Below are 12,328 nucleotides of genomic sequence, written 5' to 3' on the forward strand. Positions count from 1 at the left end.
TCTGCCGATAACGTCCTAAAGCCCTTCGTCCGGACCGATCATGCGAGTCAGCACCGCCCAATTCTTTGCAGCATCCACCGCTTCGATGCAGAACACGCAGTCGAGCCTGATGACGCTGCAGCAGCAGATTGCGAGCGGCATTGCGCTCACCAGCGCGGGTGACAACCCGAGCGCGTTCGGCCAGATGTCGCAACTGCAGCAGACGCAGGACGCCAACGACCAGTACCAGGTCAACCGCGACGCCACCGACGCGCGCCTGACCAACGTGTCGTCAGCGCTTACCAACCTGGTGACCACGCTGCAGCAGGGCAAGCAGAGCCTGGTGTCGGCCAACACCTCGCTGATGACGGATTCACAGCGCATTGGTGTGCTGGCGCAGGTCAAGCAGCAGTATCAGCAGTTGCTCGCCACCGCCAACCAGCGCGACGCCCAGGGCGTGGCGCTGTTCGGTGGCGCAAACGGCACGACCGACCCGTTCGTCAACACGAGCGGCAGCGTGCAGTACGTCGGCAGCGGTCAGCCGCCCACGGTGCAGGTTTCGCAGAATGTATCGATGCCGAACTCGGTGTCGGGTGACTCTGTGTTCGTGCGTATCGCCAATACGGACCCGTCCAATCCGTCGGCCAACCAGAGCATCTTCAAGACCTACGAAAACCTGATCACGGCGCTGTCCACCCCGATCAACCCGGCCACCCAGGCCACCGACGTTGCCAACCTGCAGAAAGCCGTGCAGACGGCGCAGGGCAACCTCGACAACGCTTACCAGGTCGCCCTGCAGGCCCAGGTGACGGTGGGCACGCAGCAGGCGCAGATCACCACGCTCAACAGCAGCGGCTCGAACTACGGCGAGCAGTTGAAGGAGCAGATCTCCAAGCTGCAGTCGGTGGACTACACCACCGCGATCTCGCAGTTTGCCCAGCAGCAAGTGTCGTTGCAGGCCGCGCAGAAGACCTTCACGGCCATGCAGGGCATGTCGCTGTTCCAGTACTTCAATCCTTGACCTTCCGTTAAAGACGGTGACCTTTGAGCGGGCATAATGGCCGCTTGGTTACCGTCTGGATGGGTCATGCCGATTCAATACCTCCGCCGCCTGACCAGCCCCCAACGCACCGACGACGCCAACCGGCGCCTGGGGCAATCACTGGCCTTCGTGGCGGGCGCTGCCAACGCGGGCGGCTTTCTCGCCGTCAAGCAATACACCTCGCATATGTCCGGCATTGTCTCGGCAATGGCCGACGACCTTGTGCTGGGCAATATCGTGCTCCTGCTCGCGGGTTTTGCATCGCTGCTGGCGTTCCTGTGCGGGGCGGCCTGTACGGCTGTGCTTGTCAACTGGGGGCGCCGACGCAGCACGCAGAGTGAATTTGCGCTACCGCTCATGCTCGAAGCCGGGTTGCTGCTGCTCTTCGGCATGATGGGCACGTCGCTCGGGCAATACCGCGTCGTGTTTGTGCCGGCCACCGTCGCGCTGCTGTGTTTTCTGATGGGGTTGCAGAACGCCATCATCACCAAGATTTCAAAGGCGGAGATCCGCACCACGCACGTGACAGGGCTGGCCACCGACATCGGCATTGAGGTCGGTAAGGCGCTGTACTGGAACCACGGGCATCGCAACTTGCCGACCGTGGTCGCCAACCGGCCCAAGCTGCGGCTGCTGCTGTCGCTGCTGGGCATGTTTTTCGTGGGTGGCGTGACGGGTGCGCTGGGGTTCAAGCACCTCGGCTATGCAACCACGATTCCGCTGGCTTCGATTCTGATGCTGCTGGCGGTGGTGCCGATCGTCGACGACCTGCTGTTGCGTCGGCGGTAAGCCGCATTGAGGGCGGCGCGCGCTTGAGTCGCTCATTTGATTCGCCCATCTGGGCACGGAGCCCGGGCGGATCAAGCGGTCTGCCTGTTGCGGATACATTGAAACCATCAACGGTTTGACTCGCGGCACGGGCACCGGGATTACCATGGATGAGTCGAACGGGTTGGCAGGACACATCCATGATCGCACTGCAAGAAGCTTATCGTGCTGGATTGCTGCGACGCCAGAATTGGCTGCCCAACGTGATCTCTGGCCTGGTCGTCGGCGTCGTGGCGTTACCGCTGGCGATGGCCTTTGCCATTGCCTCTGGCGCAAAGCCTGAGCAGGGGCTCTATACCGCCATCGTCGCCGGCCTGCTGGTTTCCACCTTGGGTGGCAGCCGTCTGCAGATCGCAGGGCCGACGGGTGCATTCATCGTGATCCTGTCGGGTGTCACGGCCGCCCATGGCATCGATGGCCTTCAGATCGCCACGCTGATGGCAGGCATCATTCTGGTGGGGATGGGTGCCGCCAGGCTGGGGACGGTCATCAAGTTCATCCCGGCCCCGGTCATCGTCGGCTTTACGACAGGGATCGGCGTCATTATCTGGGTGGGGCAATGGCCCGATTTTTTCGGGCTACCCAAACCGTCTGGGGCACATTTCCACGACAAGCTCTGGCATACGCTGCAAGCCCTGCCGCATCTGCATCCCGCAACCACGGCATTGGCCATCGCAAGCCTATTGCTGGTCATCCTCACCCCGCGCTTTGCTCGTCTTAAACGGGTGCCTGGCCCACTGGTGGCGATGGTTGTCGTCACGGCACTGCAGGCAACGTTCCACTTCGATGGGGTGGCCACCATTGGCAGCACCTTTGGCGGCCTTCCACAAGGCCTGCCCAACATCTCCTTGCCCAATGTGACCATGACGCGCGTCGTCGAACTGGTCGGGCCCGCTTTTACGATTGCGATGCTGGGTGCGATTGAGTCGCTGCTGTCGGCGGTGGTGGCCGATGGCATGGCCGGGACCCGACACGACGCGAACCAGGAGCTGATTGGTCAGGGGCTTGCCAATATTGCGGCGCCCCTCTTTGGCGGCTTCGCGGCGACCGGCGCGATTGCCCGCACGGCAACGAACATCCGAAACGGGGGGAACAGCCCCTTGGCAGGCATCGTGCACGCGCTGACGCTGGTTGCGATCCTCCTCTTGCTTGCGCCGTTGGCGTCGAAGGTGCCGCTGGCGGCGTTGTCGGCGATCCTGTTCGTGGTGGCCTACAACATGAGCGAGGTCCGACACTTTGCGCGGATGACTCGGCGTGCACCACGGGCCGATGTCGCGATTCTGCTGATGACGTTTTTCCTGACGGTGTTTGCCGATCTGGTGGTGGCGGTCAACATCGGCGTCATCCTGGCCACGCTGCAGTTTTTGCGGCGGATGGCCTCGTCGGTTGAGGTGTCGCAGCAGTCTGTCCAGCAGCTCGGTACCGAATTGGGGCAGATGCAATTGCCACCCAGCGTGCTGGTCTACGCGATCGACGGCCCGTTCTTCTTCGGGGCGGTCGAAAATTTCGAGCGCGCCTTGAGTCAGACCCACGCAGACCCGCGGGTGCTGATTCTGCGGCTCAAACGCGTGCCGTTTATCGACATGACCGGGCTGCTCACCCTGGAGGAAGTGATCGCCAAGCTGGAGAAACGCAGCATCACGGTGCTGGTCAGCGAAGCGAACGATCGGGTCAGGGGCAAGCTGGAGAAGGCGGGCATCCTGGCCGCTGTTGGGCACGACAACTATCAGGACAGCTTTGCTGCTGCCATCGCCCGATGCGATGTGCTGATCGGCTCCAGCGAGGATGCCGCCCGCGAGCACCAAGCAGCGCTATCCAGGCAGGCCGAAGCGGTGCTCAAAGTCAGCCGGGAACAGTGGCTGAACCGGTAGCCGAGGTCACCGAGACGCTCGGGGGCCATTGAGGCGGGTTGTCTCGGATTCCGGGGGCTATGGGGTGGTGCTGTAACCTTGCCACCCTTGCGGATATTTGATTGAGCCCCCCCAGATGGACCCCTCCAGCGCTTTCCTTGACGCAGACATGGCGTTTCCCGTTGATTCTCCCAGTGATGGGACACCCGTGGTGCTGGAATCCGGGCCGATCATTTCACTGCATTTCGATGAGCAGGCAATCCAGAGCCTCATGCTCAGGCATGCGCCCAACAAGCTGGTGCTCGGCTATACCCGGACGATGATGAGCTTCTTGCTCCTGCACCCGGCGCCTGCCCGGATTTCGATCATTGGCTTGGGTGGCGGCTCGCTGGCCAAGTACTGCTATCACCATCTTCCCGATACGAAAGTGGTGGCAATCGAGATCGACCCGTCCGTGATCGCCTTGCGCAATGCGTTCCAGATTCCGCCGGATGACGGTCGCTTCGAGGTGGTCTGTGCCGATGGCGTCGAATACGTCAAAGGCCAGGAGGCGCGGCCGGATGTGATTTTGGTCGATGGCTTTCTGGCATACGGCATGCCCGCGCAACTGGGCACGGCGGAGTTCTATGCGGATTGCCGCGCACGGCTTGCGGACAATGGCGTGCTGGTCGCCAATTTCCTGGAGACTGACCCGGATATTCCGTTCTACCTGGACGAAGTCCGCACTGCGTTCGGAGAATCCTTCTCCATTTGGCTCTCCGAGGATGGCGGCAACTACACCTTGCTGGCCTGGAAGGGGAAACTCCCACCGCTGAACGCATTGCTCACGCGTGCGCAAAGTCTGGAGACACAGCATGTGCTGGACTTGTGCTCGGCGGCGCATCATCTGAAGCAGCGTGGGCGGCCGGCGGTGGATCGCGCATTCTGACGGCTCCGGGGCCTTTGACGCACTTGCGGCCTGCACATTGGCGCGCATGTTTCGCTGCGCCTTGAGCGTCCAGGTTTGGCGTGCGCCTTGGTTGGCCGCCGCCGTTCAAGCGATCAGACGGCCTTAAGAACAGCAATTGCCCTGTCAACCGCCTCTTGCGAATCAACTGCAATGTAGGCAACGAACTGCGAGCCAATCGCTGCGGCAGAGAAACCCCGGAGGTTGATTCCGGCCTCGGCAAGGTCCTCGGTCAATGCCGCGGCAATGCCTGGCTGATTGCGGCCCGTGACACGAACGCAGTGCTGTTTTTGCGAAACGTTGAAGCCCGCCACCGCCGCGGCCTGCATTTCGTGATCACCTTGCAGTGGGGTGACGAAGACAACGCCTTCGCCGAGTCTGTCGGGGCTGCGGCGCGCGATGATCCACTGCAGATCGGCCCCGGCATCGCGCAGGGTTGTCAAGACCGTTGCCAGGCCACCTGGCTTGTCCGGAATGCTGGCTGCCCAGACTTCCACTTGCTCCACGATGAGGTCCATTGTCATGTCTCCTTGCTCCGTTTGGTCAACGTCGCACGACATCGCGTACTGCGGAGGAGCGTCTTAGCAATGCAGTATAGGCATCCAGTGCTTTGCGGAGATGTGTCTGACGAGCATGGATGTTTAGGATGATGTAGATGCGCGTGGCGCACGTGTGATGGGCTCAGGGTTCCGTAGTCGGAAGCGTCCTTTCCCACTTTGGATGTGCCTATCGAGCGCGTCTTCTTGCTCGGGTATTCCGCTGGTGTCGATTCTGATGCTGCTGGCTGTGGTGCCGGTGGTAGACGATCTGGTGGCGCCGGCACCAGGGCTGTTCAACGCAGCACGAGGCCAATCGCGATCGCGCAACCGAGCACGATCAACCATGGCACCGCCGTTTTGACGACCACGGTACGCAGCCAGTCGGCCTGATTGGCGCGGCGCGCGGTGCGGATCAATCCACCGGCCAGCAGCACTTCGAATGCGGCTTCTGACAGCAGCATTGGCCCCTGCGCATAGAAGTACGTCACGACGCCAAGGCAAGCCGCCACGGCGGCGGCCACCACCGCAATCACCAAGGCAATGGGCAGCGCTTCGTCTGCCGCAGACAGCCCTTCGGCCACGCTGCTGCCTGCGTCGCCCAGTAGCGATGTGTCGCCTGCATCAGCCAACGGTTCGAAATCGGCCGAAGCGCCCGCACCGCTGAAGCTACCGCCGCGCTCGCCAATGGCTGCGCGTCCTGCATTACCGGCAAACCGCGGCAAGGGCAGGCCGGAGCCAAAGTCGATCGCATCTGCGGCGGTATCGACAATCGAATCGCCTTGCGTGCTTTGCTGTTTGCGGCGCTGCGTGAACCCTGTGTAAGCCAGCCACAGCTTGAAAGCAACGAGCATCGCCAGCCAAGCGGCCACGGTAGCAATGCTGTAGCGCCACGGCGGTGAATCCATGCCCGCCATGTGCAGCAGCTTGCTGCACGCCACACCCCACGCCAGTGACCAGAGCACGATCAGCACAACATGCAGGCGCAGGGCAAAACGGCTGGCCAATCGGCGGGCGAAGTTGCGTTTGAGGACGGGTTCTGTGGTGCGTGTCGGCGCTGCGGGTGTCTTCTTAGGCTTCATCAGATCATCCCGCCATTGACGCCAATGACCTGCCGCGTGACATAGGAGGCGGCATCCGACATCAGAAAGCCCACCACCCCAGCCACTTCGGCGGGTTGGCCAACGCGGTTCATCGGCACGGCCTGCAGGGCCTGGTCCATGTGTTCCATGTGGGCCAGCATTTCGGTTTCGATCAGGCCGGGCGCGACGCAATTGACGGTGATCTTGCGCGAGGCCAGCTCCACCGCCAACGCCTTTGTCGCGCCAATCAACCCCGCCTTGGCCGCGCTGTAGTTGACCTGCCCACGGTTACCCATTACGCCCGAGACGGAGGCAATGGTGACGATGCGCCCGCCCTGGCGTGCTCGCACCATCGGCATGGTGAGCGGATGCACGACGTTGTAGAAGCCGTCCAGGCCGGTCTCCAGCACGATGTCCCAGTCTTCGTCTGTCAGGGCAGGGAAGGCCGCGTCGCGCGTGACGCCTGCGCACAGGACGATGCCGTAGTACGCGCCGTGTGCTTCCACATCGGCTTCGAGTTGCGTGCGGCAGGCAGTGCGATCGCGCACGTCGAACTGCAGGACGCGGGCAGTGCCGCCCTGCGCCTGGATGTCGGCAACGACGGCCTCGGCCTCTTTGCGGCCGCTGCGACAGTGGACCGAGACGTCGAACCCGTCAGACGCCAGCTGGTAGGCAATCGCGCGGCCGATGCCACGGCTTGCGCCCGTCACAAGAACACGGCGGCTCATGTGGTGAGACTCCTTTTCGGTGAAGCTTGAACATGTGTGATTGCGCAAGACTAACACCGTGGCTTAGGCAACTTTCAGGAAGCCGCGCCGAGCATGTTCTGACTGGCATCTCGGGCAGCTGCGTACGGCGGAATCTGACTTATCGTTGCGCCCTTGCTTTGACGAAGCGCGCGTCACCGCACTGTTCAGTGCCATGGAGGAAGCGATCGAGGCGTGGAACCCTCGTTACGCCGCGTTGCCTCAGACCAGCACGTGACGTGTCTCTGCAAAGAAGCGGTGAATCTCCGCTTCAGTGTCCGGATCGATCATCTTGTCTGGCCGCTTCCCGTTCGGGCAGGCGAGTCGTGGAGTTGTCCCAAACAATCGACAAATCAACGGGCGTTCCGAATACACGCTGCATCCCTTGGCATCGAGATGCGGGCAACTCAGGTTTGCCAGTGCGGTTTCGTGTTCGCTGTCGCTCTTGACGGGAAGCCTCGACATTTCTTCCGTTGAGGCTGTCACGGGCCCACAACAGTCGTGGCATCCAGGGACGCACTCGAAAGTGGGAATACGTCGGCGAAGAAATCGAATTCTTTGACTATTCATTGGTGGATACGGCGGGAAGGACGGACGTCGATTGCACCCTTGAAGACGGGTTGCATCAGCGAGGCAACGCCCGATTTTGCCCGAACTGCCCAAACGCCCGCCCACTCAACTCCATCGCATCCATCACCGACCGCTCCACCACCGGCGCGAGCGAGGTCATCATCACCATGATTAGCATCAGCCCCACCACCAGCGTGGCGGAAATGCCTACGGCAAACGGGTTGAGCGCCTGCGCGGTGCGCGCCAGCACGGCAAAGCCCAGGTTGACGATCATCATGATGGCGATGATCGGCAGGGCGATGCGGATGGCCAGCGCAAAGGCGATGGTGCCGCCTTCGGCCAGTGACTGCCAGCCGGGGTTGGCCAGAGGCGTGGCCGCAATGGGCAGCGCGGTAAAGCTGTCGAACAGGGCGTGCAGCAGCACGAGGTGCCCGTCGCCGGCAATGAAGGCGGTGATGGCCGTGAGGTTGAGGAAGCGGCCGAGCAGCATGCTGCTTTCGGTCTGCTGCGGGTCGATCAGTGTGGCAAAGCCCAGGCCCATTTGTATCGACATCAGCTCACCCGCACCGCTGATGGCGCTGAACACGAGCTGCACACAAAACCCGAGCGACAGCCCGATCGCCACTTGCAGCAGCGTGATCCACAGCCCCTCGTACGAGCCCACCGACACGCCAGGCGGCACCGGCAGCATGGGCGCCAGCGCTACCGTGATGATCACGCCGAACGCCACCTTGATCGACATCGGCACTTCCGTGTTGGCAAACGGCGGTGCAATGGCGATGAACGCCAGTACGCGCACCAGCGGCCACCAGTACATGGCGATCCAGCCGTTGAGCTGGGTGGCGGTGAACTGGATCATGGTGGCGGGTTTGGCGGTGCGGGGTGCCTACGTCAGTTGACGTAGTTGGGGATGTTGGTGAGCAGATCGCGCGTGTAGTCGACGATCACGCTCACGAGCCAGGGGCCGGCCAGGATCATGGTGGCGGCCACGGCCACCAGCTTGGGAATGAACGACAGCGATTGCTCGTTCAGCTGCGTGGCAGCCTGGAACACCGCCATCAGCAGGCCGACCACCAGCGACACCAACAGCATGGGCGCGCCCACCATCATGGCGACCTGCATCGCCTGGCGTGCCATATCCAATACGTATTCGGGTGTCATGGCGGTTCCTTATTGCACAAAGCTCTGGGCCAGCGAACCCAGTAGCAGGTGCCAGCCATCCACCAGCACGAACAGCATGATCTTGAACGGCAGCGAGAAGATGGATGGCGTGACCATCATCATCCCCATCGACATCAGCACTGCCGCCACCACGATGTCGATCACCAGAAACGGGATGAAGATGGCAAACCCGATCTGGAACGCGCTCTTCAACTCGCTGGTGACAAAGGCGGGGATGAGCGCGCGCATGGGCGTCTGCTCGGGTGTGGCGATGGGCGGCATGTTGCCCATCTTGACGAACAGGGCGAGGTCCGGCTCGCGCGTCTGCTTGAGCATGAACTGGCGCAGCGGCGTGGCGGCCGTGTCCATGGCCTGTTCTACGGTGATCTTGCTGTCGCGCAGCGGCACGTAGGCGTCGGTGTACACCTTGTCGAGCACCGGCGACATGACGAAGAACGTGAGGAACAGCGCCAGCCCGATCAGCACCTGGTTGGGCGGCGTGGTCTGCGTGCCCAGTGCATGGCGCAGCAGCGACAGCACGATGATGATGCGCGTGAAGCTGCTCATCATCAGGATGATGGCCGGCAGGAAGCCCAGCGACGTGAGGAAGATCAGCGTCTGCACCGGCAGCGTATAGCTTTGCCCGCCGGCAGCGCCCGAGAGTAGCGGCAGGCCGGGTTGTGCCTGTGCAAACACGGCGGGCGCGGCGCACAGCAGTGCCAGTGCGATCAAGCCACGGAAGACAGCACGCATGTTCATTCCGACTTCCCTGTGTTGCCCGTGAAGCGGCGCTTGAGCTCGCTGGCCAGCGCATCGGCAAAGGCGGGCGGCTTGCTGCCGGGTGTTGTGTTGTTGCCGGCGTGGGTTTGCGGCGTGTTTGCGGCAGCGGCATCTGCCGGGCGTGGCAGCGTGTGCAGCGTCTGCACGTGCTGCTGGGTGACGCCCAGCACCAGCCACGTGTCTTCTACTTCCACCACCACGACTTTCTCGCGGGCGCCCAGCATCTGCTGCGCCACCACCGAGATGACCTGGCTGCGCCGCCCAGGGCCCATGCCCGCGCGGTGCTGCAGCCTGCGCAGCAGCCAGCCGGCTGCCACGATCATGGCCAACACTACAAACAGCCCGCCAAGCGTGCGGGCCCAATCAACTGCATGGTTCATTTCAACACCTTGCCCGGGGGGAGCAGTGGTTGCGCAGGGTGCGTCAGGTGCGACGGCTTATGTATTCAGTTCAACGGTTCAACTTACGGATACGTTCGGACGGCGTGATGATGTCGGTCAGGCGGATACCGAACTTCTCGTTCACGACCACCACTTCGCCCTGGGCGATCAGGTAACCGTTCACCAGCACGTCCATCGGCTCACCGGCCAGTGCGTCCAGCTCAACCACTGAGCCCTGCGCCAGTTGCAGCAGGTTCTTGATAGGCACCTTGGTGCGGCCAAGCTCCACCGTCAACTGAACGGGGATGTCCAGGATCATGTCGATGTCGTTGCGGCCGGCCGGTGCCGCGTTGCTGTCAGCGGTCAGCGGCTTGAAGATGCTGCTGTCCGCATCAGCAGCAGTGGCTGCTGGCGTAGGGTTGGCCGCAGCCCGCTGTGCCGCTTCCAGGGCCATGGCCTCTTCCATCGTCATCTCGACGTCAATGTCGTCGGCGCCGCTCTGGGGGTTCATGGTCGGTTCAGTTGTCATCGTCAGACTCCATGGCAGATTCACTGCCGCTCATATTCAGCATGCGGTTGACCCGCAGGGCGTATTGACCGTTGAAGGTGCCGTAGTTGCATTCCATGACGGGCACGCCGTCCACCTTGGCAGTCACGAAATCGTCCAGCTCAACCGGCAGGACATCGCCCACCTTCATGTTCAGGAGGTCGGAAAACTGCACGCGGGCGGTGGTCAAGTCGGCAACCAGTTCCACCTCAGCCGTCTGCACCTGTTGCGAGAGCAACCGCACCCAGCGCTTGTCCACTTCCAGTGCTTCGCCCTGGATGGCTGAGGTGAGCCGGTCGCGGATCGGCTCGATCATCGTGTAGGGCATGCAGATGTGCACGTCGCCGCCGTTGCTGCCCAGCTCCACGCTGAAGCTGGTCGTGACCACCACCTCGTTGGGCGTGGCCACGTTGGCAAACTCGGTGTGCATTTCCATGCGCAGCTGTTCGAACTCGATCGGGTAGATCGGCTGCCAGGCCTTGCCGTAGTGGTCGAACATCAGCTGCAGCATGCGCTGGATGATGCGCTGCTCGACATCCGTAAAGTCACGGCCTTCCACGCGCATGTGGAAGCGCCCGTCGCCACCGAACAGGTTGTCGACCACCAGGAAGATCAGGTTGGGGTCGAACACGAACAGCGCCGTGCCGCGCAGCGGCTTGACGTGCACGAGGTTGATGGCGGCCGGCACGACCAGGTTGCGGATGAACTCGCTGTACTTCTGGACCTTCACCGGCCCAACGGAGATCTCCGCGTTGCGGCGCATGAAGTTGAACAACCCCAGGCGCCAGTTGCGCGCAAACCGCTCGTTGATGATTTCCAGCGTGGGCATGCGCCCACGGACGATGCGCTCCTGAGAGCCCAGGTTGTAGGTGCGTACACCAGACGGGTCGGCCGCGACCGGTTCCTCGTCGACCTCGTTGGTGACGCCCTTGAGGAGCGCATCGATCTCCTCCTGGGAAAGAAACTCTTCCTTGAGCATGTCACTGGATCACGAAGTTGGTGAACAGGACGTCCGCCACCGGCGATTCCTTGCCGACAGCCTTGAACACCTGCTCGCATTGTTCGACGATTTCGCGGGCCAGCGCGGCCTTACCCTCAGCCGGATACAGTTCGGCGGGGGTCTTGCTGGCCAGCAGCGTCAGAATCCGGCTGCGCAACTCGGGCGTGTAGGTCTTGATGCCTTCTTCAGCGTGCTTGTCGAAGCTCTTGAAGGTGATGCCGACCTGCAGATAGCGATCGTTGCCTTCCTCAGGCTTGAGGTTGACGGTCAGGGTATCCATGGCCACGAAGACCGGCTCTTTGGGCTTGGCCGGCGCGGCAGGGGATGCAGCGTGATTGCCGCCTCCCAGGAAGAACCAGGCAGCGGCGCCGCCCATGCCGACGAGCACGAGCACGATCAGGATGATCAGCAGCAGCTTGGTGGAGCCGCCCTTTGCAGGGGCGGGGGCAGTCGTGGCGGCAGCAGCTTCGGCCATGGGGATCACTCGGAGGCTATAGGGGGGTGGGCCTTCCCGGCTCGAAATTCGGAAATTCCAGAGTCGGGTTCTCGGATGGCATTCTTCCCCACCTCTGTCCAGCTCATTCCGGCAAGAAACGCGGTCAATCCCGTCTATCTCGGGGGTTTGCGGCAAAGCGAACTGGCCGTTGAGTGATTTATAAGTTGCTAATAAGTCACTTTTTGACGACCAGGCCAGCCTTCAAGCGTCTTGCGCATCTCCCGGCACGCAAACCTCTGCGTAAAAGTGATGTCCGCCCGAAAGATTTGCCTGTGCGTGCCGTTGTAGTTCTGCAAAGGGCGCCGGGCCAGTTCCCGGCGCCGCACAATGTCCTGCCGGAAGCCGTCTTGAATTCCTTGCCCTTTCCCACCCACGCTGCCGTTGC

The 12,328-nt window shown here is 62.3% G+C and carries 15 protein-coding genes; 4 read left to right on the top strand and 11 right to left on the bottom strand.

Annotation, left to right across the window (positions count from 1 at the left end; translation table 11 throughout):
• Positions 1 to 40 precede the first annotated feature (40 nt).
• The 4 genes from flgL to ACS13N_RS22960 all read left to right on the top strand — a co-directional run bounded on the left by flgL (position 41) and on the right by ACS13N_RS22960 (position 4,627).
• Positions 41 to 1,000 (top strand): flagellar hook-associated protein FlgL, encoded by a 960-nt coding sequence (gene flgL, locus ACS13N_RS22945; RefSeq protein ID WP_438933898.1) that lies wholly within the window; start codon positions 41 to 43, stop codon positions 998 to 1,000.
• A 66-nt stretch (positions 1,001 to 1,066) separates the two neighbouring features.
• Positions 1,067 to 1,810: a YoaK family protein gene (locus ACS13N_RS22950; RefSeq protein WP_438933899.1), complete on the top strand. Its 744-nt coding sequence runs from the start codon at positions 1,067 to 1,069 to the stop codon at positions 1,808 to 1,810.
• 179 nt (positions 1,811 to 1,989) lie between these two features.
• Positions 1,990 to 3,720 carry a SulP family inorganic anion transporter gene (locus tag ACS13N_RS22955; RefSeq protein ID WP_438933900.1) on the top strand — a complete coding sequence of 577 codons (1,731 nt, stop codon included), beginning with the start codon at positions 1,990 to 1,992 and terminating at the stop codon, positions 3,718 to 3,720.
• Positions 3,721 to 3,835: 115 nt separating this feature from the next.
• Complete coding sequence (locus tag ACS13N_RS22960; RefSeq protein WP_438933901.1) at positions 3,836 to 4,627, top strand: fused MFS/spermidine synthase; 792 nt, start codon at positions 3,836 to 3,838, stop codon at positions 4,625 to 4,627.
• Positions 4,628 to 4,740: 113 nt separating this feature from the next.
• On the opposite strand, the gene ACS13N_RS22965 is transcribed toward ACS13N_RS22960, so the two are convergent.
• The 11 genes from ACS13N_RS22965 to fliL form a co-directional block, all read right to left on the bottom strand.
• Positions 4,741 to 5,163 carry an ACT domain-containing protein gene (locus tag ACS13N_RS22965; RefSeq protein ID WP_438933902.1) on the bottom strand — a complete coding sequence of 141 codons (423 nt, stop codon included), beginning with the start codon at positions 5,161 to 5,163 and terminating at the stop codon, positions 4,741 to 4,743.
• Between the two features lie 314 nt (positions 5,164 to 5,477).
• Positions 5,478 to 6,263: a hypothetical protein gene (locus tag ACS13N_RS22970; protein ID WP_438933903.1), complete on the bottom strand. Its 786-nt coding sequence runs from the start codon at positions 6,261 to 6,263 to the stop codon at positions 5,478 to 5,480.
• On the bottom strand, positions 6,263 to 6,991 hold the full coding sequence (locus ACS13N_RS22975) for a 3-ketoacyl-ACP reductase FabG2 (RefSeq protein WP_438933904.1): 729 nt from the start codon (positions 6,989 to 6,991) through the stop codon (positions 6,263 to 6,265). The genes ACS13N_RS22970 and ACS13N_RS22975 overlap by 1 nt, the downstream gene beginning before the upstream one ends.
• 240 nt (positions 6,992 to 7,231) lie before the next feature.
• A complete protein-coding gene (locus tag ACS13N_RS22980; RefSeq protein WP_438933905.1) occupies positions 7,232 to 7,579 on the bottom strand; it encodes a YkgJ family cysteine cluster protein in 348 nt (115 codons plus the stop codon).
• Between the two features lie 55 nt (positions 7,580 to 7,634).
• Positions 7,635 to 8,438 (bottom strand): flagellar biosynthetic protein FliR, encoded by an 804-nt coding sequence (fliR, locus tag ACS13N_RS22985; protein WP_438933906.1) that lies wholly within the window; start codon positions 8,436 to 8,438, stop codon positions 7,635 to 7,637.
• Between the two features lie 32 nt (positions 8,439 to 8,470).
• Entirely contained in the window at positions 8,471 to 8,740 is a 270-nt protein-coding gene (gene fliQ, locus ACS13N_RS22990) for a flagellar biosynthesis protein FliQ (protein WP_021193480.1), read from the bottom strand.
• A 9-nt stretch (positions 8,741 to 8,749) separates the two neighbouring features.
• Positions 8,750 to 9,499 carry a flagellar type III secretion system pore protein FliP gene (gene fliP / locus ACS13N_RS22995; protein ID WP_438933907.1) on the bottom strand — a complete coding sequence of 250 codons (750 nt, stop codon included), beginning with the start codon at positions 9,497 to 9,499 and terminating at the stop codon, positions 8,750 to 8,752.
• Positions 9,496 to 9,900 (bottom strand): flagellar biosynthetic protein FliO, encoded by a 405-nt coding sequence (fliO, locus tag ACS13N_RS23000; RefSeq protein ID WP_438933908.1) that lies wholly within the window; start codon positions 9,898 to 9,900, stop codon positions 9,496 to 9,498. The genes fliP and fliO overlap by 4 nt, the downstream gene beginning before the upstream one ends.
• Positions 9,901 to 9,970: 70 nt before the next feature.
• Positions 9,971 to 10,429: a flagellar motor switch protein FliN gene (fliN, locus tag ACS13N_RS23005; RefSeq protein ID WP_438933909.1), complete on the bottom strand. Its 459-nt coding sequence runs from the start codon at positions 10,427 to 10,429 to the stop codon at positions 9,971 to 9,973.
• A complete protein-coding gene (gene fliM / locus ACS13N_RS23010) occupies positions 10,419 to 11,426 on the bottom strand; it encodes a flagellar motor switch protein FliM (RefSeq protein WP_438933910.1) in 1,008 nt (335 codons plus the stop codon). Before fliM ends, fliN begins: the two co-directional genes overlap by 11 nt.
• A 1-nt stretch (position 11,427) precedes the next feature.
• A complete protein-coding gene (fliL, locus tag ACS13N_RS23015; protein WP_438933911.1) occupies positions 11,428 to 11,922 on the bottom strand; it encodes a flagellar basal body-associated protein FliL in 495 nt (164 codons plus the stop codon).
• Positions 11,923 to 12,328: the final 406 nt, after the last annotated feature.

It is taken from the genome of Ralstonia sp. 24A2 (genome assembly GCF_051783885.1).
Classification (GTDB): Bacteria; Pseudomonadota; Gammaproteobacteria; order Burkholderiales; family Burkholderiaceae; genus Ralstonia.

Coding starts and splice junctions, on each gene's coding strand:
- ACS13N_RS22950 (WP_438933899.1), top strand. CDS start 1,067: ATGCCGATTCAATACCTCCGCCGCCTGACCAGCCCCCAACGCACCGAC.
- fliM (WP_438933910.1), bottom strand. CDS start 11,426: ATGCTCAAGGAAGAGTTTCTTTCCCAGGAGGAGATCGATGCGCTCCTC.
- fliP (WP_438933907.1), bottom strand. CDS start 9,499: ATGAACATGCGTGCTGTCTTCCGTGGCTTGATCGCACTGGCACTGCTG.
- fliO (WP_438933908.1), bottom strand. CDS start 9,900: ATGAACCATGCAGTTGATTGGGCCCGCACGCTTGGCGGGCTGTTTGTA.
- ACS13N_RS22975 (WP_438933904.1), bottom strand. CDS start 6,991: ATGAGCCGCCGTGTTCTTGTGACGGGCGCAAGCCGTGGCATCGGCCGC.
- ACS13N_RS22955 (WP_438933900.1), top strand. CDS start 1,990: ATGATCGCACTGCAAGAAGCTTATCGTGCTGGATTGCTGCGACGCCAG.
- flgL (WP_438933898.1), top strand. CDS start 41: ATGCGAGTCAGCACCGCCCAATTCTTTGCAGCATCCACCGCTTCGATG.
- ACS13N_RS22965 (WP_438933902.1), bottom strand. CDS start 5,163: ATGGACCTCATCGTGGAGCAAGTGGAAGTCTGGGCAGCCAGCATTCCG.
- fliN (WP_438933909.1), bottom strand. CDS start 10,429: ATGACAACTGAACCGACCATGAACCCCCAGAGCGGCGCCGACGACATT.
- fliL (WP_438933911.1), bottom strand. CDS start 11,922: ATGGCCGAAGCTGCTGCCGCCACGACTGCCCCCGCCCCTGCAAAGGGC.
- ACS13N_RS22970 (WP_438933903.1), bottom strand. CDS start 6,263: ATGAAGCCTAAGAAGACACCCGCAGCGCCGACACGCACCACAGAACCC.
- fliR (WP_438933906.1), bottom strand. CDS start 8,438: ATGATCCAGTTCACCGCCACCCAGCTCAACGGCTGGATCGCCATGTAC.
- fliQ (WP_021193480.1), bottom strand. CDS start 8,740: ATGACACCCGAATACGTATTGGATATGGCACGCCAGGCGATGCAGGTC.
- ACS13N_RS22980 (WP_438933905.1), bottom strand. CDS start 7,579: ATGAATAGTCAAAGAATTCGATTTCTTCGCCGACGTATTCCCACTTTC.
- ACS13N_RS22960 (WP_438933901.1), top strand. CDS start 3,836: ATGGACCCCTCCAGCGCTTTCCTTGACGCAGACATGGCGTTTCCCGTT.